Here is a 17,236-nt window from a genome sequence, read left to right as displayed (position 1 = left end):
GGCGGCACCGCACGGCGGCCCTGCCCCGCAGCTCCCCGACACCCCTCTGTTACGCTCCCCGGGCCTCCCGCGGGGGAAGTCCGGTGAGAGTCCGGCGCTGACCCGCAACGGTGTGCGTGGGGACCTGTGCGGTCCGTCGCGTGAGCCCGATTGCCCGTGGTGGGTGCGACCCGTTGACTGCTCGCCGCGGACTGCGAGAGGGGACCGCGCGGCCGGCACGGTCGTACGGGCTGCCTCCCTGCTCGACGTTCACAGGCGGCCCCAGGCGAAGGACCGCCCGCCCGTGCACCGAAGTCCGCCCCGGACACCCATACCGAGATCCGGTCCGTCACGGCTGTCCGTGGTGTCCCTCGTCCCCGGCCTGGTCATACTCCTGCTCGTCTCGCTCCTGTGCGGTGTGGGGCTCGGAGCCGCCGGGATCGGGTGGGGCGAGGTCCTGCGGCTGCTCGGTGCCGGGCTGACCGGCGGGACCATCGACAGCCAGGACGTCGCCGCGTACACGATCGTCTGGGAGATCCGGCTGCCGCGCGTCGTGCTCGGCGCGGTCGTCGGAGCCGGGCTCGCGGCCGTCGGCGTGGCGGTGCAGGCGATGGTGCGCAACGCACTCGCCGACCCGTTCGTGCTCGGCATCTCCTCCGGCGCCGCGGTGGGCGCCAACGCCGTGATCCTGCTCGGCGCGTTCGCGGGGCTCGGGGTCTGGGCGCTGTCGCTGTCCGCCTTCGCGTCGGCGCTCGCGGCGATGGCGCTGGTGTACGCGGTGGCCCGGTCGCCGCACGGGCTCACCCCGCTGCGGCTGATCCTGACCGGGACGGCACTGGCGTACGGCTTCGAAGCCGTCACCACCGTCATGGTGTTCGGCGCGGCCCGGGGCGAGGCGGCCCGCTCGGCGATGATGTGGCTGCTGGGGAGCCTGGGCGGGGCGACCTGGGCCCAGGTGCCGCCGGCCGCGGTGACCGTGGCGGCCGGGTGGGTGTGGCTGCGATGGCGGGCCGAGGCGCTCAACGCCCTCGCGATGGGGGACGAGACGTCCGCCGCGCTCGGCGTCCGACCGGCACGGCTGCGCAGGGAGTTGTTCCTCGTCACCGCGGCCGTGACCGGCACGGTGGTCGCGGTCAGCGGCGCCATCGGGTTCGTCGGACTGATGGTGCCGCATGTCGTACGGATGCTGGTCGGCGCCGATCACCGGCGGGTGCTGGCCGTGGCGCCGCTCGCCGGAGCCGTGCTGCTGGTGTGGGCGGACCTGCTGTCACGGCTGCTGCTCGCCCCCGCCGAACTGCCCGTCGGCGTGATCACCGCCGTGGTCGGAGTCCCTGCCTTCCTGCTGCTGATGCGCCGGGGCGGCTACGCGTTCGGAGGCCGGTGACGATGAGGCTCGACATCGAGGACGTGACGGTCGAGGCCGCCGGTGTCCGGCTCGTCGAGGACGTCCGAATCGCCGCGGACAGTGGCGCGTTCGTCGGGCTCGTCGGCCCCAATGGGAGCGGCAAGTCGTCGTTGCTGCGCTGCGTGTACCGGGCGTTGCGCCCGGCCCGGGGAGTCGTCCGCCTCGACGGGACCGACCTGCACGCGATGGATCCGCGGGCCACCGCGCGGGAACTGGCGGCGCTGCCGCAGGAGTCGTCCGCCGAGTTCGACTTCACCGTCGCCGAAGTGGTCGCGATGGGACGCCTGCCGCACCGAAGCCGCACGGCCGCACGGGACCGCGCCCTGTGCGACGAGGCCATGACCCGCACCGGCGTCACGCATCTCGCCGACCGGGGGTTCCTCACCCTGTCCGGCGGTGAGAAGCAGCGTGTCCTGATCGCCCGCGCACTCGCCCAGCAGCCGCGGGTACTGGTCCTGGACGAACCCACCAACCACCTGGACATCGCGCACCAGTTGGACGTGCTCGCGCTGGTGCGCGGCAGCGGTCTCACCGTCCTCGCCGCGCTGCACGACCTCAATCTGGCCGCCGCGCACTGCGACGTCCTGTACGTCATCGACGGCGGCCGGATCGTGGCCTGCGGGCCTCCGCACGATGTGCTCCGGCCTGCCCTGCTCGCCGAGGTGTTCGGGGTGCGCGCCCATCAGGTGCGGCACCCGGAAACGGGCGCGCTCCAGCTCCTTTTCGATCTCCTCCAGCCCGTCCAGTGACCCTGTGAATCCCAGTGAGGACCCCATGCGCAAGTTGCTCGCCGCGGCCCTCTGCCTCGCGGCCGCCGCCACCGGCTGCGGTGCGAACGTCGAGTCGTCCACGGACGCGAAGTCCGCCTCCGTCACTCTCACCAACTGCGGCCGCAAGGTCACCTACGACAAGGTCCCCGAGCGCGTCGTCACCAACGACGTCGGCATCACCGAGCTGATGTTCGCCCTCGGCCTGGAGGACCGCATGGCCGGGTTCGCCATGCCCGACGACAAGGGCGATCTGAGCTCCGTGCCGTGGAAGGACGGCTACGACAAGGTCACGTGGCTCTCCAAGGACCAGCTCACCAAGGAGAACGTCGTCGACGCCCGCGCCGACCTCGTCTTCGCCGGCTGGAACTACGGCTTCCGTGAGGACGGCGGCTTCACGCCCGACGCCCTGAAGAAGCTCGGCATCCCGTCGTACGTCCTCACGGAGTCCTGCCACAACGGCCGTACGGAGACCGCGCGCGGCATCATGCCGCCCCTGGACGCCCTGTACGCCGACCTGACCAACCTCGGGAAGCTGTTCGGCGTCGAGAAGCGGGCCGCCACGCTGATCGCCGGCTTCAAGAGGCAGATCGCCGATGTGCGGGCGAAGGCACCCGAGCCGGCCGACCGGCCGAAGGTGTTCCTGTACGACAGCGGACAGGACCAGCCGTTCACCTCCGGCCGCTACGCCGCCCCGGAGCAGATCATCAGCGCGGCCGGCGGCGTCAACGTCATGCACGACCTCCAGGACTCCTGGACCACCGTGGGCTGGGAGAGCGTCGTCCAGCGCAACCCGGACGTCATCGTGATCTGTGACTACGGAAACGTCAGCGCCGAGCAGAAGAGGAAGTTCCTGCTCTCCTACGCGCCCCTGCGCAACGTCTCCGCCGTCAAGCACAAGAGGATCTTCGTCCTCGACTACGTCGACCTGGTCGAGAGCCCCCGCAATCCGTCGGCCATCGCCCGGCTCGGCACCTATCTGCGCAACGTGGCCAAGGAGCGCTGACCGTCGTCGCGTGACCGCTCGAAGTGGCTAGGTCTGCCGTCGCGGTGGACCATGCGGCCGAGCCGCTGGGCGCGGGCCCGCGGCATCAGGGTCCAGCTGCCGTCCTGCTCGCGCAGGGCGGCGGAGTGCCACGGGGTGGTCCAGGCGTCGGGGGCGTCGAGGAGGCGGATGCCGAACTTGGCGGCGCCGACCGGCTGGGGATGGATCGACAGGCGTACGGCGTGCGGGTGATGCTCGGCGATCAGCTCGCCCCAGGCCCGGCTGCGCTGGATGACGCCGTATGCCCGCCTCCGGCACTCGCGTTGGAGGGCGGAACGGGTGCCGGTGAAGCCGGCGGTGTCGTCGACGAGGAAGCGGGTGATACCGCGGTAGAGCGCGAGGGTGGGGGCGTCGGCGCGGACCTCGGCGCGCAGGGCGTCCAGGGTGGGGGCGTAGCGGTCGTGGACGTGGGCGCGTTTGGCGTCGTGGGGGAGGTCGCCGAGGACGTCGCGCAGGTCGAAGACGGAGAGGCGCGTCAGGTCCAACCGGCCGATGAGCGCCCTCAGTTCGTCGGCGTAGGCGTCGATTGGGTCATCGGGCACGCCGATCAGATCACCGAAGACATGGCCGTCGGAGCAGATGACGACGCGGGCGCCGGGCGGGTGGATCTTCTCGATCTCGCTGCACAGTGAGTCGAGGAAGGTGAGGGAGAGGCGTTCGCCCATGTCGGGGAGGTGCCCCAGGGTCTTGGCGGGGTTGGGCGACTTGCACGGGAAGCCGGGCAGGGTGAGGACGACGGGGGCACCCTCCCTGACGAAGTCCGCGATCCGGTGCAGTTGATGCGGGAAGTCCTCGGCCGAGGCGCGGTTCGGGTCGGTCGTGCGGTGGTGCGGCAGGAGCAGGTTCAGGATCTCGGCGCCGATGGTCGTGGGCGCTGTGTCCGGAGCGGTCATCAGCGGCATGTCGTTCCTCCGGGGGCGTGCGGGCATGGCGGAAGGGCGCCTTGGCGGGTGAGGCGCTGTCGGTGGGGGCTCGGCTCAGCCGGAGATCGGCTTCACAGCCGTCGGCCGCGGATCGGCTTCACAGCCGTCGGCCGCGGATCGGCTTCACAGCCGTCGGCCGGGGATCGGCTTCACAGCCGTCGGTCGTAGCCGACGGGCAGGCGGTTGGTGCCGCGGCCCAGGACGGCCGGGATCCACTCGATGTCCTCGTCGCCGATGGCGAGGTGCAGCCCGGGCAGGCGTCGCAGCAGGGTGGCGAGGGCGATCCGGAGTTCGGCGCGGGCCAGGGCGGCGCCGGGGCAGAAGTGGATGCCGTGGCCGAAGGCGAGGTGGGGGTTGGGCGAGCGGTCCAGGTCGAGTGCGTCGGGGTCGTCGAAGCGGCGCGGATCGCGGTTGGCCGCGCACAGGGAGACGATCACGGAGTCGCCGGCCGGGATCCCGGTGCCGTGCAGGTCGCTGTCCTGGTCGAAGAAGCGCCAGGTGGTCAGCTCGAAGGCACTGTCGTGGCGCAGGAGTTCCTCGACCGCGCGAGGCATGAGGGCGGGATCGTCGCGCAGCCGGTCGAGCTGGTCGGGGTGGCGGAACAGGGCGATCAGGGCCGTCGTGATCTGGTTCGTGACCGGTTCCTGACCGGCGACCAGCAGCTGGAAGATCATCGAGTCCAGCTCTTCCTGGGACAGTTCTCCCTGGTCACGGGCCACGACAAGGCGGCTGAGCAGGTCGTCGTCCGCGTGTTCCCGCTTGTGGGCGACGACCTCGGCGATGTAGTTCTGCAGCCCCTTCAGTCGGGCTTCGTACAGCGGGCGCCCCGGGTCCGTCGGCCCCACCGGCTGGACGACCTTGCCCCAGTCGCGGTCGAAGCCCGCGGCCAACTCCCCCGGCAGGCCGATGACTTCGGCGAGGACCCGGAACGGGAAGTGAGCGGCGAAGCCGGCCACGAGGTCGGCGGGCCCGGCCTCCGGGAGCGCGTCGACGAGCGCGTCGGCCAACTCCTGCAACCGGGGCCAGAGTTGTTCGACTCGGCGTGGCGTGAAGGCGTCCGTCACGAAGCGCCGCATGTGCGTGTGCTTCGGCGGGTCCTGGTGGAGGAGATGGACCTGGAGCTGCGAGTGCTGCGGCTCGGGCATGATCGAGGCGCGGGCCCGCCAGCGGTCGTTGCCCCGGTCGTGGTTCTTGCCGAGCCGGTCGTCGTTCAGCGCGGCGAGCGCGGCGTCGTACCCGGTGACGAGCCAGGCCTGTACGCCGCTGGGGAAGAGGACCCGGTGGACCGGCCCGGCCTCGCGCATCCGCTCGTACAACGGATAGGGGTCGGCCTTGTACGGGCACCCCTTCAGCGGGACCGGGTCGGTGAGCGGCTGCGCGTCCACGGCCGGAAGGGGCTCCTGGATGGTCATGGATGAGGCTCCTCAGAGGGCGAGTTCGGGCTGGTGGTGGTCCAGCCACAGGGCGAGGTCGACGACGCGTTCGAGGCGGAGGCGGTGGCCCCACTCCAGGTGCTCGGGCGGGGTGTCGAGGCAGGGCTTGATGCGGGTCTCGTCGGCCAGCGCCCGGACCTGCTCGACGGACAGGGCGTCGCGGGCCAGGTCCTGCAGGCCGCGGTTGTAGTCGGGGTGGTGCGTGGCCGGGTAGTGGTTCTTGGGACGCTGCAGTACCGAGTCGGGAGCCAGTCCCGCTCCGGCGGCGCGCAGCAGGCTCTTCTCGCGGCCGTCGAAGCTCTTCAGCGCCCAGGGCGTGTCGAAGGCGTACTGGACGAGCCGGTGGTCGCAGTAGGGGACGCGGACCTCCAGCCCCTGGGCCATGCTCAACCGGTCCTTGCGGTGCAGGAGTTGACGCAGCCAGCGGGTCAGGGACAGGTGCTGCATCTCGCGTTGCCGATGCTCGGTGGGGGTTTCGCCGTCGAGGTGCGGGACGGCGGCCAGTGCGTCGCGGTAGGTGTCGTCGCGGAACTCGCCGATGCGCAGGTCGAGTTCGGGGTTGAGCGGCATGGCCGCCTCGTCGCCGGTCACCAGCAGCCAGGGGAAGGTGGCGGCGGCCAGCGCCCTGGGGTTGTGGAACCAGGGGTAGCCGCCGAAGACCTCGTCGGCGGCCTCGCCGGACAGGGCGACGGTGGAGTGCCGCCGTATCTCCCCGAACAGCAGGTACAGCGAGGTGTCCATGTCTCCGACGCCGATCGGCGAGTCACGGGCGACGACCACGGCCTTGCGGTGCTCGGGGTCGAGCAGCGCACGCGGGTCGAGTACGACCGTGCTGTGGTCGGTGCCGATGAAGGCTCCGGCCTCGATGGCGTACGGGGTGTCGTGGCCGGTGCGCAGGACGTCGCCGGTGAACTGCTCGGCCTGGTCGCTGTAGTCGACGGCGTAGGAGCGGATACGGGCGTCGGGCCCCTCGCGCAGTCGGAGTTCGTCGGCGAGCAGGGCTGTCAGGACGGTGGAGTCGATGCCGCCGGAGAGGAGGCTGCACAGGGGGACGTCGGCTTCGAGCCGGCTGCGGGCGGCGGTGCTCACCAGGTCGTGGACGCGTGCGATGGCCGCGTCCCGGTCATCGGTGTGGGCACCGGCCTCCAGCTGCCAGTAGCGGCGCTCGCGGATGCCGTCGCGGTCCAGGACGAGCAGCCCGCCCGGCTCGACCTCCCGTACACCGGACCACACCGTCGGCCCGGTGTTGAACAGCAGGCTGTACGCCTCCCGCAGTCCGTCCGCGTCCACCCGGGGCCGTATCTCGGGGTGCCGGAAAAGCGCCTTGGGCTCGGAGGCGAAGGCCAGGCCTCCGTCGACGGCCGCCCAGAACAGCGGTTTCACGCCGAGCCGGTCGCGGACGAGCAGCAGCCGCTCGGCGCGCTCGTCCCAGACGGCGAACGCGAACATGCCGTCCAGGTGCTCGGCCACCGCTTCGCCCCACTCGGCGTAGGCACGCAGCACGACCTCCGTGTCGCTGCGGGTGCGGAACACGTGCCCGCGGCCTCGGAGTTCGGCGCGCAGTTCGTGGTGGTTGTAGATCTCACCGCTGTGACTCAGCACGGCCGTCGGCTCGCTCGGCCGGTCGGTCATCGGCTGTACGCCGCCTTCGAGGTCGATGACCGCCAGGCGGCGGTGGCCGATCGCGGCACGCTCGCCCAGCCATACGCCCCCGGCGTCGGGGCCGCGCCGGGTGAGCTCGGCGGTCATGGCCTCGATGACCGGGGCCTGGCTGCGGGCGTCCTGGTGAAAGGACGCCCAGCCGGTGATTCCGCACATGGGGACTCCTGGATCAGGTCGAGACGGTGTCGGTGGTGCGCTCGGGCACGGCGGCGTTCCGTCGGCCGGGCAGGGCGAGCAGCGGTACGGCGAGACAGGCGGCCACGGCGGCGAGAGCCAGCCCGGCCCGCGCCCCGTCGCCGGGGCCGGAGCCGGCGAGGGCCCAGGCGGCGGTGGCCAGGGCGGGGCCCAGGGTGAAGCCGAGGCCGCGGGCGACCTGCACGGTCGAGCCGACGGTGGCGGTGCGCTCCGCCGGGGCTGCGCCCATGACCAGAGCCTGGGTCGGGCCGCCGTTGAGGCCCATGCCGACGCCGGCCAGCGCCAGCCGCCACGCCACCTCGGGCGGGGACCAGGCATCGCCGAGCGGGATCAGCAGCAGGAGCCCGGCCGCGGTGAGGGAGGCGCCGGTGACCGCGACCCGTCGCAGGCCGTACCGGTCGGCGAGCCGTCCGCCCAGGGGCCCGGCCAGCGCCATGCCGAGCGGGAAGGCGAGCACGGTCAGTCCGGTCGCGGTGGCGCTGATGCCGTCGTCACGCCGGAGGTGCAGGGCGACGACGTAGTGCATGGCGGCGAACCCGGCCGCCAGCGTCAGCACCGAGCCGTGTGCCCGGAACAGCCCCGCCGCCCGCAGGACGCCCGTCACCGGACGCCCGCCCGGTCCGCGCAGCCACCACCACAGCGGCGGCACGGCGGCCACCGCGAGCAGGAACCACGGCGGCTCCCCGGACCCCAGAGTCAGGGCGAGCAGCAGCGCTGCCAACCCACCGGCCACCGCCGACGCGTCAGCCAGGGCCCGTCGACCGGGCACGCGCATCCTCCCGTCCTCGGGCATCGCCCTCCAGGCCACGATCAACGCCAGCAGACAGAACGGGATCTTGACCAGGAAGACCCAGCGCCAGCCCAGGTGGTCCAGCAGCAGCCCGCCCACCGCGGGGCCGGTCACGGCGCCGAGCGGGCCGAGCGTCGCGGGCACGCTCATGGCACGGGCGCGCGCTGCGGGCCGTACGGCACGGATCACCAGTACCGGCATCAGCACGAACAGCACGGCCCCGCAGGCGCCCTGGCCGATCCGGGCCGCGATCAGCCAGGCCGCCCAGGGAGACAGGGCGGCCAGGGCGCTGCACAGCGCGAATCCGACGGTGGCCGCCAGCAGCGCGGGCCGCGTGCCCGCGCCGTCCAGCCACCGGCCGACCGGCAACAGCAGGGCGACGACCGGGAGTTGGTAGCCCAGCGCCGCCCACTGTGCCGTGGCGGCCGAGACGTTGAGGCCCTCGGCGATGTCTGCCAGTGCCACGTTGACGATGTTCATGTCGAGCATCGCCACGAACGACAGCGCGCCCGCCACGGCCACGAGAACCCAGCGGTCCTTCACTCTCGCGCCCCTCCCCCTCACGGTCGGCTGCGGTCAGCAGCCTCGTTCCAGAGGTCGGGAGCACATGGGGCCGAGTTCCCGAGCGTGGCCGGAAATATGATGAAATACAGAATCAGTTCGTGGCGAGGCCGTCCAGCTTGCCGGACTTGGCCTCCGCGACCAGCGACGAGAACTGGTCCGCGCTCATCTGCACCCGCTGCCCGAAGTCGTCCGTGAGGATCACCCGGCGCTCGGCCGGGGCGGCGGGGTCGACGAAGAGTTGCGGACAGCCGCAGTCGCAGTTGCCGCAGAAGGTGGCCACCGGGTCCAGGCCGGCAATGCCTTCGATGTCGCTCATAGTTCGTGACCTTTCGCGATCGTGGGCGCTCACCGGTGTGACCGCCCGGGACCAGCCCCCGAGACGCCGCTCGGGGCCGACACGGGGACATCCCTGTTGTTGTGCCCGTCCGACGCGTCCGCGGGAGCCCGGTGGTCGAAGGCGATCAGCGGATCACCGGTCAGCGGGTGGTCCACGACGGTCGCTCGTACGCCGAACACCTCGGCCAACAGGGCGGGTTGCAGCACCTCGCGTGGCGGGCCGGAGGCGACCACCCGGCCGTCGTGCAGCACGTGCAGCCGGTCGCAGACGGAGGCGGCGGCGTTGAGGTCGTGCAGCGAGACCAGGGTCGTACGGCGCCCGGCCCGCAGCAGGGCGAGCAGTTCCACCTGGTGACGGATGTCCAGGTGGTTGGTGGGCTCGTCCAGGACCAGGACGTCCGGCTGCTGGGCGAACGCCCGGGCCAGCAGGACGCGTTGGCGTTCCCCGCCGGACAGTTCGGTGAACCGGCGCCCGGTGTGGTGCTCCATGCCGACATCCGCGAGTGCGCGGGCGACGACGTCCCGGTCGGTGGTGTCCTCCCCCGCGAAGGCCCGTTTGTAGGGCGTGCGGCCCATGGCGACGACCTCGCGGACGGTCAGCTCGAAGTCGCCGCCCCGCTCCTGCGGAAGCGCCGCGACATGGCGGGCCGTCTCGGCGGGAGTCAGCCGGCGCAGGTCGGTGCCGGACAGCAGGACCCGGCCTGCGGCCGGCTTCAGATGCCGGTAGACGGTACGCAGGAGCGTGGACTTGCCGCTGCCGTTCGGTCCGACGAGGCCGGTGATCTCGCCCTCCGCCGCGATGAGTTGGGCACCGGCGACGACCGTACGGCCGGCGTACGCGACGTGCAGGTCCTCGATGTCGATCCTCAACTGCCGCTCCCCAGGCGCCGGTCCAGCAGATACAGCAGTGCCGGAGCACCGATCAGCGAGGTGACGACGCCGACCGGCAGCTCCTGCGTGTCCATGGCCGTACGGCAGACGATGTCGACCACGACCAGGAGCAGCGCCCCGAACAGTGCCGAGACGGGCAGCAGGCGGCGGTGGTCCCCGCCGACGACCAGGCGGCAGACATGCGGCACCATCAGGGCGACGAAAGCGATCGCGCCCGAGACGGCCACCAGGACACCGGTGAGCACGCTGGTCACCGTGAACAGTTCGCGCCGCAGCCGGGTGACGTCGATGCCGAGCCCGGCCGCGGTCTCGTCGCCCATCAGGAGGGCGTTCAGTCCCCGGGCGCGTGCCTGGAGGCACAGCCACCCGGCCGGTACCGCGACCGCCGGGACGGCCAGCAGGTCCCAGTTCGCGCCGCTGAGGCTGCCCATGAGCCAGAACAGCACGCTGTGGGTCTGCTGCTCATCGCCGGCCTGGAGCACGAGATAGCTGGTGAACCCGGACAGGAACTGCCCGATCGCCACCCCGGCCAGCACCAGCCGCAGCGGCGCGAACCCACCGCCCCTGCGGGCCACGGCCCACACGAGCGCGAAGGTGGCCAGGGCTCCGGCGAACGCCGCCCCGGACAGCCCGAGCCCCAGCGCGCCACCGGCCCCGAGCCCGAGCACGATCGCGGCGACGGCGCCGAGGGAGGCACCGTTGGAGATGCCCAGGAGGTACGGATCGGCCAGCGGGTTGCGCACCAGCGCCTGCACCGCCGTACCGACGAGACCGAGTCCGGCGCCGACGAGGGCCGCCAACAGGGCGCGGGGGACGCGGAGTTGCCAGACGATGAGGTCGTTCGTGCCGGGACGCGGCGCCTCGCCGGACAGCCGGTGCCACACCACACTCCACACCTCCGCGGGCGGGACGGACGTGGAGCCCCAGGCCACGGCGGCCGTCAGCGCGGCCAGGAGCACGACGCCGAGTACCGACGCCAGCGGCCCGACGGGCACCGTTCGGGCCTCCGGAGCCGTCTCGCGCCGCGACAGCAAGGACGTCACGGTCAGCCGACCTTGCCCGGGTGGAGGGTCTTCGCGATCTCCTGGACGGTGTCGGCGTTCTCGACCCCGGCGATGGTGGTCTGCTCGGAGCCGATGCGCAGGAAGCGGCCCTCCTCGACGGCGTTCAGGCCCTTGGTGGCGGGGTTCGACTCCAGCCACTTGCGTGCCTCGTCGAAGGCCTTCTTGTTCGCGGCCTCGCTCCCCCGGTTGCGCACGCCGAGCTGGATCCAGTCCGGGTTCTTGGCGATCACGTCCTCCCAGCCGACCTGCTTGTAGTCGCCGTCGCAGTCGGCGAAGACGTTGCGGGCCCCGGCGAGGGTGATGACCGCGTTGGCGACCTGACGGTTGCAGACGGCCATGGGCTGCTTGGTGCCGGCGTCGTAGTCGAAGAAGAAGTAGGCCGGCCGCTCGCTCTCGGGCGTGCCGGCCACCGCCTTCCGGACGGCGTCCACCTTCTGCTTCATCCCGTCGACGAGCTCCTTTGCCTTGCCGCTCGTCCCGGTGACGGCGCCGAGGGAGGTGATGTCGTCCTCGACGGCGGACAGATCGGTGACCGGGCTCTTGCTCATGGCGGCGCAGGCCGTCGACTTCAGGTAGGCGTGCTTGATGCCGGCCGCCTCGAACTCCTCCTCGGTCGGCGCGTCCCCCATGCCTGCGCCCATGTTCATCGAGGCGAAGGTGTCGATGTACAGGTCCGCGCCGGAGCCGAGGAGTTTCTCCTTGGGGATGACGGTGTCGCTGAGCACCTTCACCTGCTGCGCCTGCGCGTCGAGGTCACCGGGCAACGTGCCCTTGCCGGGCGGGAAGCCGGTGCCGACCACCTTGTCCCCGGCGCCCAGCCGCAGCAGCAGTTCCAGGCTGGAGGCGTTGCTGGTGACGATGTTTTCCGGGGCCGAGCTGAAAGTGGTCTTGGCGCCCGCGCAGTCGGTGACGGTGACCGGGTAACCCGCCACGTCGCCCTTCCCGGCGGCGGGGCTCGCGGTGTCGCCGCTCCCGCCGCCACAGCCCGCCGCCAGTAGGCCGCCGACCACCGCGGCCGTCGTAGCCCGCCCCACACGAGAACGCATCGAAACTCCCCAGATCCACTAGCTGCACGGGCGGAACTCCGCCGCCCGATCCAGTAGTCGGGGCGAACCCGGTGTCAGTTCCCGGCAGGGGGAGCCGACACCGGGCAGCCGGTCACGCGGCCGCGACGGCCGGTTCGGCCACGACCGGTTCGGCGACGACCACGTCGTCCTCGGCCTCGGCCTCGGTCAGTTGCTCGACGAGAGTCGCCCGGGCGCGGGCCACGCGCGAGCGGACCGTCCCGACGGGGCAGTCGCTCATCTCGGCCGCCTCCGCGTAGGGCAGGCCCACCATCTGGGTCAGGACGAACGCCTCGCGGCGCTCGTCCGGCAGCGCGTCGAGCAGGTCGAGCAGCGCGATGCCGTCGTCGAAGCCCGGCAGGCCGGTCGGCTGTGCGCGTTCCGCCACCAGCGTCCAGTCGTCGGTGTCGCACAGCCGCGGCCGTGCGGCGGCGTACCGGTGACTGTCGATGACCGCGCGACGCGCGATGGACAGCAGCCATGCGCGCGCCGAGGAGCGGCCCTCGAACCGGTGCAGACTGCCGAGCGCGCGCAGGAACGTGTCCTGGGCCAGGTCGTCGGCGGCCTGCGGATCAGCGGACAGATGCGCCACGTACCGCACGACATCACGGTGCAGCGAGCGCACGAAACGGTCGGTGGCGTCCGGGTCACCACCACGGGCGGCCAGCGCCCACGCGGTCGTCGACTCGTCGCAGGACGCCGTTCTGGAGCCTTTTGCTGCCTTCGTCTGGCTCACGCGGGTCGCGCGTGAGGAGGGCAGGGCAGGAGTGATCACCTGAGTCCTTCTCGGTAGTCCGGACTCCGGCACGGCGGCCGACACGACGGCGGCGAGCGCTGCGGCGTCGCCGCCGGGCACCGGGCACGTAGGTGTACGGCGTACGGGCGCTCCGTATGCGCACTCCGTACCGGAGGAGTCCGGGGATGCAGGGGACACGGCCGTACGGCAGGTACGACCGGGGCCCGAGGCACGGCCGGCGTCGACGCGTCGACGTCCGTGTCCGTACGGCCTCGGGGAACCGGCTGTCTCAGACGACAGCGATCCCCGCCGGAGGCCCCCGAGAGGTGATCGTGTGGACGAGCGGAAGCAGCCGCGGCGCCCGCTCGGAACGCCCGCGCCGCGGACGCGGGAGCGGGCGGTGCGACGGTAGGGGCAGAACGAACGACAGCCGCAGCGGGGCGGCCAGCCATCCGGCGACGGCCCGCAGGATGCGGAACGCGGCACGCTCACCGTGTCCCAGCCACAGGCCGCACAGCAGCGCGGCGAGGGTGTGGGCGGCGAACATGCCGAGCGAGGAGGTGCCGGCCATGTCGTGGCCCATCCCCAGGTGGCCCGGGTCCATGTGGCTCATGCCCATGTGGCCGGTGTCCATAGGGGCGGAGCCCATGTGGTCCGTGGACATGGAGCCCATGGAATCCGTGGACATGTGATCCATGGAGCCCGTGTGCGCGGACATGGAGCCGGCCATGGAGCCCATGGCACCCATGTCGTGCCCGACGCCGACGGAGGACTGCGCGAACTCGAACGCCGCGTGCAGCCCGCCCTGGGCGGCCACCACGACGGACACGACGAGCGGGAGTCCCCGCTCCCGGCCCGCCAGGCACCAGCCCGCGCCGCCCGTGACGGCGGCACCGGCGGCCAGGGTCCACCACGGAACTGCGGCGCCCGACATCAGCACGTGGCCGAGGGCAGCGAGCAGCACACAGACGGACGCGAACACCGCGGCCCGAATCGCGCGCACACACCACCCAGCAGTCATGACGGCCCTCATCCTCGCATCCGGGGCCCACTCGTCACGGGTGGGTACGCACAACACCCCCATCCCGCACTCAAGCCCAGATGAGTGATACAGGACACATCGCGAAGAGGGAACTGGGCGCGCTCTCCGACCGACAGTTGGACGTGCGGCGGCTCTGGGAGCGTCGGGCGTTGTGGAGCTGCCCTCACCGCTGCCGGCCGGGGCGGATCACGACCGCCTGCACCTCGATCCGCCCGCCATGCTCGAAGTGGAGCGTGAACGGCACGTAGATGCCCGTCTGCCACTCCGGGTCGGCCCGCAGGGTCACGTCCAGGCCGTACGGCGACATGGCGATGCCGCCGCCGGCCTGCACCCGTGCCGAGTCGACCGTCTCCGCATACGCCATCCGGCCGCTGGTCATCCGGTGCCGACTGAGCGCCAGGTCGCCGTCGACGGCGGACGATGTCACCTTCAGCAGCCGGTCGTCCGCGCCCCCGGAGTTTGTGATCCGGAAGAACGCGGCGGTGTCGCGGACGTCGCCGTACGGCAGGAAGACCCGCCCGTCGGAGACCGCGATCCGCGCCGGGCTGCCCGCGTTGCCGGAGCCCACCCAGGTGGTCAGACCGGCCAGGGCGACGCCGCACGCTGCGACGGGAGCGAGTGCGGCGAGCAGGCCGTCGGTGATCCGACGACGGGTCGGGCGCCAGGCTCCGGGGTCGGTCGTACGCCCGGTCGTCGGCTCGGCCGTTCGCCGGGCCGTGGGGACAGGGACAGTCATGGGGTACGACCTCCAGCGCTGACGGGCCTACGGCCCCGGTCTTTGCCCTGCGCGCCCGCCCGGGCCGGCGCCGGCTGCCAGGCCCGTAGCCGCAGGCTGTTGCCCACCACGAGCAGTGAGCTCACCGACATGGCCACCGCGGCGACCATCGGGTTGAGCAGGCCGACCATGGCGAGCGGCACGGTCACCAGGTTGTAGCCGAAGGCCCACAGCAGGTTGGCGCGGATCGTGCCCAGGGTGCGCCGGGCGAGCCGGACCGCGTCGCCGAGGGCCTCGATGTCGCCGCGCACCAAGGTCACGTCGGCGGCCCCGATCGCGACGTCCGTGCCCGTGCCCATCGCGATGCCGAGGTCGGCACCGGCCAGCGCCGCCGCGTCGTTGACGCCGTCGCCGACGACCGCGACCCGGCGGCCCTGTGCTCTCAACTCCCGTACGAGGTCTGCCTTGTCCTTCGGTGTGCGGCGGGCGTGCACGTCCTCGATGCCGAGGGCGGACGCGACCGCCCGGGCGGGTGCCTCGCGGTCGCCGGTGGCGAGGACCGGGTGCACGCCGAGCCGCCGCAGCCGGTCCACGGCGCGGTAGCTGCCCGGTCGTACGACGTCCCCGATCTCGATCAGCGCCACCGTCGCCCCGTCGACGCGGACGAAGACGGGTGTGTGCGCGGCCGTCTCCGCCGCCGGGAGCGCCTCGGCCAGCGCCGCGGGCATCTCGTCGTCCGGCGCGAGGACTTCGACCAGCCGGCCCTCGACCCGGCCGCGCACGCCCCGGCCCGCCTCCGCACGGAAGTCGCTCACCTCGGGCAACGGCCCTTGCACGGTCCTGCGCGCGTACGCGACGATCGCGCGGCCGAGCGGGTGTTCCGAGCCCTGCTCCACCGCCCCGGCCAGCCGCAGCGCGGCTTCGTTGCCGAGCCCGTCGGGCACGGTCGTGACGCGGGTGACGCTCATGTGCCCGGAGGTGAGCGTGCCGGTCTTGTCGAGGACGACGGTGTCGATGTGCTGGAGCCCCTCCAGGGCCTGCGGGCCCCGGACCAGGACGCCGAGCTGCGCGCCGCGTCCGGTGGCGGCCATCAGCGCGGTCGGGGTCGCAAGGCCCAGCGCGCAGGGGCAGGCCACGACCAGGACGGCCACGCACGCGGTGATCGCCGCCTGCGGATCGGCCCCGGCGCCGAGCCAGAACCCGAGCACGGTGGCGGCCAGCGCCAGCACCATGGGCACGAACACTCCGGCCACGGCGTCGGCCAGCCGCTGTGCCCGCGCCTTGCCGGCCTGGGCCTCGGTCACCAGCCTTGTGATGCGGGCGAGTTGAGTGTCCGCGCCCACAGCCGTGGCCCGTACCAAGAGCAGACCGCCGGCGTTGACGGCGCCGCCCACCACCGTAGAGCCGGGTCCGACCTCGACGGGCTCGCTCTCCCCGGTGACGAGCGAGAGGTCCACGGCGGAGTTGCCCTCCGCCACCTCCCCGTCGGTGGCGACCCGCTCGCCGGGACGTACGACGAAGACCTGCCCGAGCGTCAACTCCTCGATGGCGATGAGGCGTTCGGTGCCGTCGTCCTCGCGTACCGACACGTCCTTGGCGGCGAGCCGGGCGAGTGAGCGCAGTGCCGCGCCGGTGCCGTGGCGTGCCCGCGCCTCCAGGAACCGGCCGGCCAGCACGAACAGCGGGACGCCGACGGCCGCTTCGAGGTACACGTGCGCGACGCCGTCCGAGGCGGAGGGCAGCAGGCTGAACGGCATCCGCATCCCCGGCGCGCCCGCGCCGCCCAGGAACAGGGCGTACGCCGACCAGGAGAAGGACGCCACGACGCCCAGGGAGACCAGCGTGTCCATGGTCGCCGTCGAGTGCCGCAGGCCGCGCAGCGCCCGCACATGGAACGGCCACGCGCTCCACACGGCGACCGGCGCGGACAGGACGAAGCACAGCCACTGCCAGTTGCGGAACTGCCAGGCGGGCACCATCGACAGTGCGAGTACCGGCACGGCGAGCAGCGCGGTGACCAGCAGCCGGTCACACTCCTGTCGGACGTCCTCGGCCCCCTCGGGCTCCTGCTCGCCCCGGCGCCCCTGTCCGTCCCGACGATGCCGGCGCTTCGGCGGCTCGGGCAACGCGGCCGTGTATCCGGCCTGTTCGACGGTCGCCACGAGTTCCTCGGGGCGGACGTCCGGCGGATGGCTCACGCGGGCGCGCCCGGTGGCCAGGTTGACCGTCGCGGTCACGCCGTCCAGCTTGGCGAGTTTCTTCTCCACCCGCCGCACGCAGGCCGCGCAGGTCATCCCGCCGACGGTCAGGTCCGTGGTGGTCATTGAGGGTGCCGGTTCGGTGGCCATCAGCCGCCGCCCCCGTGCCGCATGTCCATGTCTCCCATGTCCATGTCCCCGGAATCCGTGCCGCCGCCGTCACCGCTCGTCCCGGAGCGGTGCATGCCGGGCGCGACGGGCCCGGTGGCTGCTCCGACGGCGTACGACGCCGTGAAGATCAGGGCGAGCAGCAGCAGAAACCCGCAGAGGGCGGGTGGTGGCACAAGCTTGCGTGGTTCTCTCATCACCGGCCTCCTGAGGTGCGTTCCGCTTCAGGAGTCGGGCCCGGAGGGCAGGGAGTTCCCGG

General features: G+C 72.5%; 16 protein-coding genes and 1 riboswitch. Of the genes, 3 read left to right on the top strand and 13 right to left on the bottom strand.

The genetic code is table 11. The features are described 5' to 3' along the window. Positions 1 to 72: 72 nt before the first annotated feature. Positions 73 to 156, top strand: a riboswitch (cobalamin riboswitch). Between the two features lie 154 nt (positions 157 to 310). The 3 genes from OG331_RS42460 to OG331_RS42450 are packed head-to-tail and all read left to right on the top strand — an operon-like array spanning position 311 to position 3,157. Continuing rightward, entirely contained in the window at positions 311 to 1,363 is a 1,053-nt protein-coding gene (locus OG331_RS42460) for a FecCD family ABC transporter permease (RefSeq protein ID WP_406210672.1), read from the top strand. A gap of 2 nt (positions 1,364 to 1,365) precedes the next feature. After that, a complete protein-coding gene (locus OG331_RS42455; RefSeq protein WP_406207132.1) occupies positions 1,366 to 2,133 on the top strand; it encodes an ABC transporter ATP-binding protein in 768 nt (255 codons plus the stop codon). 25 nt (positions 2,134 to 2,158) lie between these two features. Next, entirely contained in the window at positions 2,159 to 3,157 is a 999-nt protein-coding gene (locus OG331_RS42450) for an ABC transporter substrate-binding protein (RefSeq protein ID WP_406207129.1), read from the top strand. Here OG331_RS42450 and OG331_RS42445 read toward each other — a convergent pair. From OG331_RS42445 to OG331_RS42385, 13 genes are all read right to left on the bottom strand, one after another. Continuing rightward, the gene (locus OG331_RS42445) at positions 3,127 to 4,098 is read right to left on the bottom strand and encodes an L-tyrosine/L-tryptophan isonitrile synthase family protein (protein WP_406210668.1); all 972 of its coding nucleotides are present in this window, start codon (positions 4,096 to 4,098) and stop codon (positions 3,127 to 3,129) included. The two genes, OG331_RS42450 and OG331_RS42445, sit on opposite strands and share 31 nt — an antisense overlap. A 170-nt stretch (positions 4,099 to 4,268) precedes the next feature. Beyond that, positions 4,269 to 5,531 carry a cytochrome P450 gene (locus OG331_RS42440; RefSeq protein ID WP_406207127.1) on the bottom strand — a complete coding sequence of 421 codons (1,263 nt, stop codon included), beginning with the start codon at positions 5,529 to 5,531 and terminating at the stop codon, positions 4,269 to 4,271. A gap of 12 nt (positions 5,532 to 5,543) precedes the next feature. Beyond that, positions 5,544 to 7,370: an asparagine synthase (glutamine-hydrolyzing) gene (asnB, locus tag OG331_RS42435; RefSeq protein ID WP_406207124.1), complete on the bottom strand. Its 1,827-nt coding sequence runs from the start codon at positions 7,368 to 7,370 to the stop codon at positions 5,544 to 5,546. A gap of 13 nt (positions 7,371 to 7,383) precedes the next feature. Then, on the bottom strand, positions 7,384 to 8,742 hold the full coding sequence (locus OG331_RS42430) for an MFS transporter (RefSeq protein ID WP_406207121.1): 1,359 nt from the start codon (positions 8,740 to 8,742) through the stop codon (positions 7,384 to 7,386). A 112-nt stretch (positions 8,743 to 8,854) separates the two neighbouring features. Beyond that, on the bottom strand, positions 8,855 to 9,079 hold the full coding sequence (locus tag OG331_RS42425) for a hypothetical protein (RefSeq protein WP_406207119.1): 225 nt from the start codon (positions 9,077 to 9,079) through the stop codon (positions 8,855 to 8,857). Between the two features lie 29 nt (positions 9,080 to 9,108). Next, complete coding sequence (locus OG331_RS42420; RefSeq protein ID WP_406207116.1) at positions 9,109 to 9,969, bottom strand: ABC transporter ATP-binding protein; 861 nt, start codon at positions 9,967 to 9,969, stop codon at positions 9,109 to 9,111. Then, a complete protein-coding gene (locus OG331_RS42415) occupies positions 9,966 to 11,033 on the bottom strand; it encodes a FecCD family ABC transporter permease (protein ID WP_406207113.1) in 1,068 nt (355 codons plus the stop codon). Before OG331_RS42415 ends, OG331_RS42420 begins: the two co-directional genes overlap by 4 nt. A 2-nt stretch (positions 11,034 to 11,035) precedes the next feature. Further along, positions 11,036 to 12,100 carry an ABC transporter substrate-binding protein gene (locus OG331_RS42410; RefSeq protein WP_406207110.1) on the bottom strand — a complete coding sequence of 355 codons (1,065 nt, stop codon included), beginning with the start codon at positions 12,098 to 12,100 and terminating at the stop codon, positions 11,036 to 11,038. 112 nt (positions 12,101 to 12,212) lie between these two features. Next, a complete protein-coding gene (locus OG331_RS42405) occupies positions 12,213 to 12,893 on the bottom strand; it encodes a sigma-70 family RNA polymerase sigma factor (protein WP_406210665.1) in 681 nt (226 codons plus the stop codon). Positions 12,894 to 13,143: 250 nt separating this feature from the next. Further along, positions 13,144 to 13,875, bottom strand: a complete 732-nt coding sequence (locus OG331_RS42400; protein ID WP_406207107.1) for a hypothetical protein — start codon at positions 13,873 to 13,875, stop codon at positions 13,144 to 13,146. A 184-nt stretch (positions 13,876 to 14,059) separates the two neighbouring features. Continuing rightward, entirely contained in the window at positions 14,060 to 14,632 is a 573-nt protein-coding gene (locus OG331_RS42395; protein WP_406207104.1) for a copper chaperone PCu(A)C, read from the bottom strand. Beyond that, positions 14,629 to 16,959 (bottom strand): heavy metal translocating P-type ATPase, encoded by a 2,331-nt coding sequence (locus OG331_RS42390; RefSeq protein ID WP_406207102.1) that lies wholly within the window; start codon positions 16,957 to 16,959, stop codon positions 14,629 to 14,631. The genes OG331_RS42395 and OG331_RS42390 overlap by 4 nt, the downstream gene beginning before the upstream one ends. Next, entirely contained in the window at positions 16,959 to 17,174 is a 216-nt protein-coding gene (locus OG331_RS42385; RefSeq protein WP_406207100.1) for a hypothetical protein, read from the bottom strand. The genes OG331_RS42390 and OG331_RS42385 overlap by 1 nt, the downstream gene beginning before the upstream one ends. Positions 17,175 to 17,236 lie beyond the last annotated feature (62 nt).

The sequence above is a fragment of the Streptomyces sp. NBC_01017 genome (genome assembly GCF_045162795.1).
Lineage (GTDB): Bacteria > Actinomycetota > Actinomycetes > Streptomycetales > Streptomycetaceae > Streptomyces > Streptomyces machairae.
Note: the sequence above shows the minus strand (reverse complement) of the source record. Positions and strands in the feature narration are given on the sequence as shown.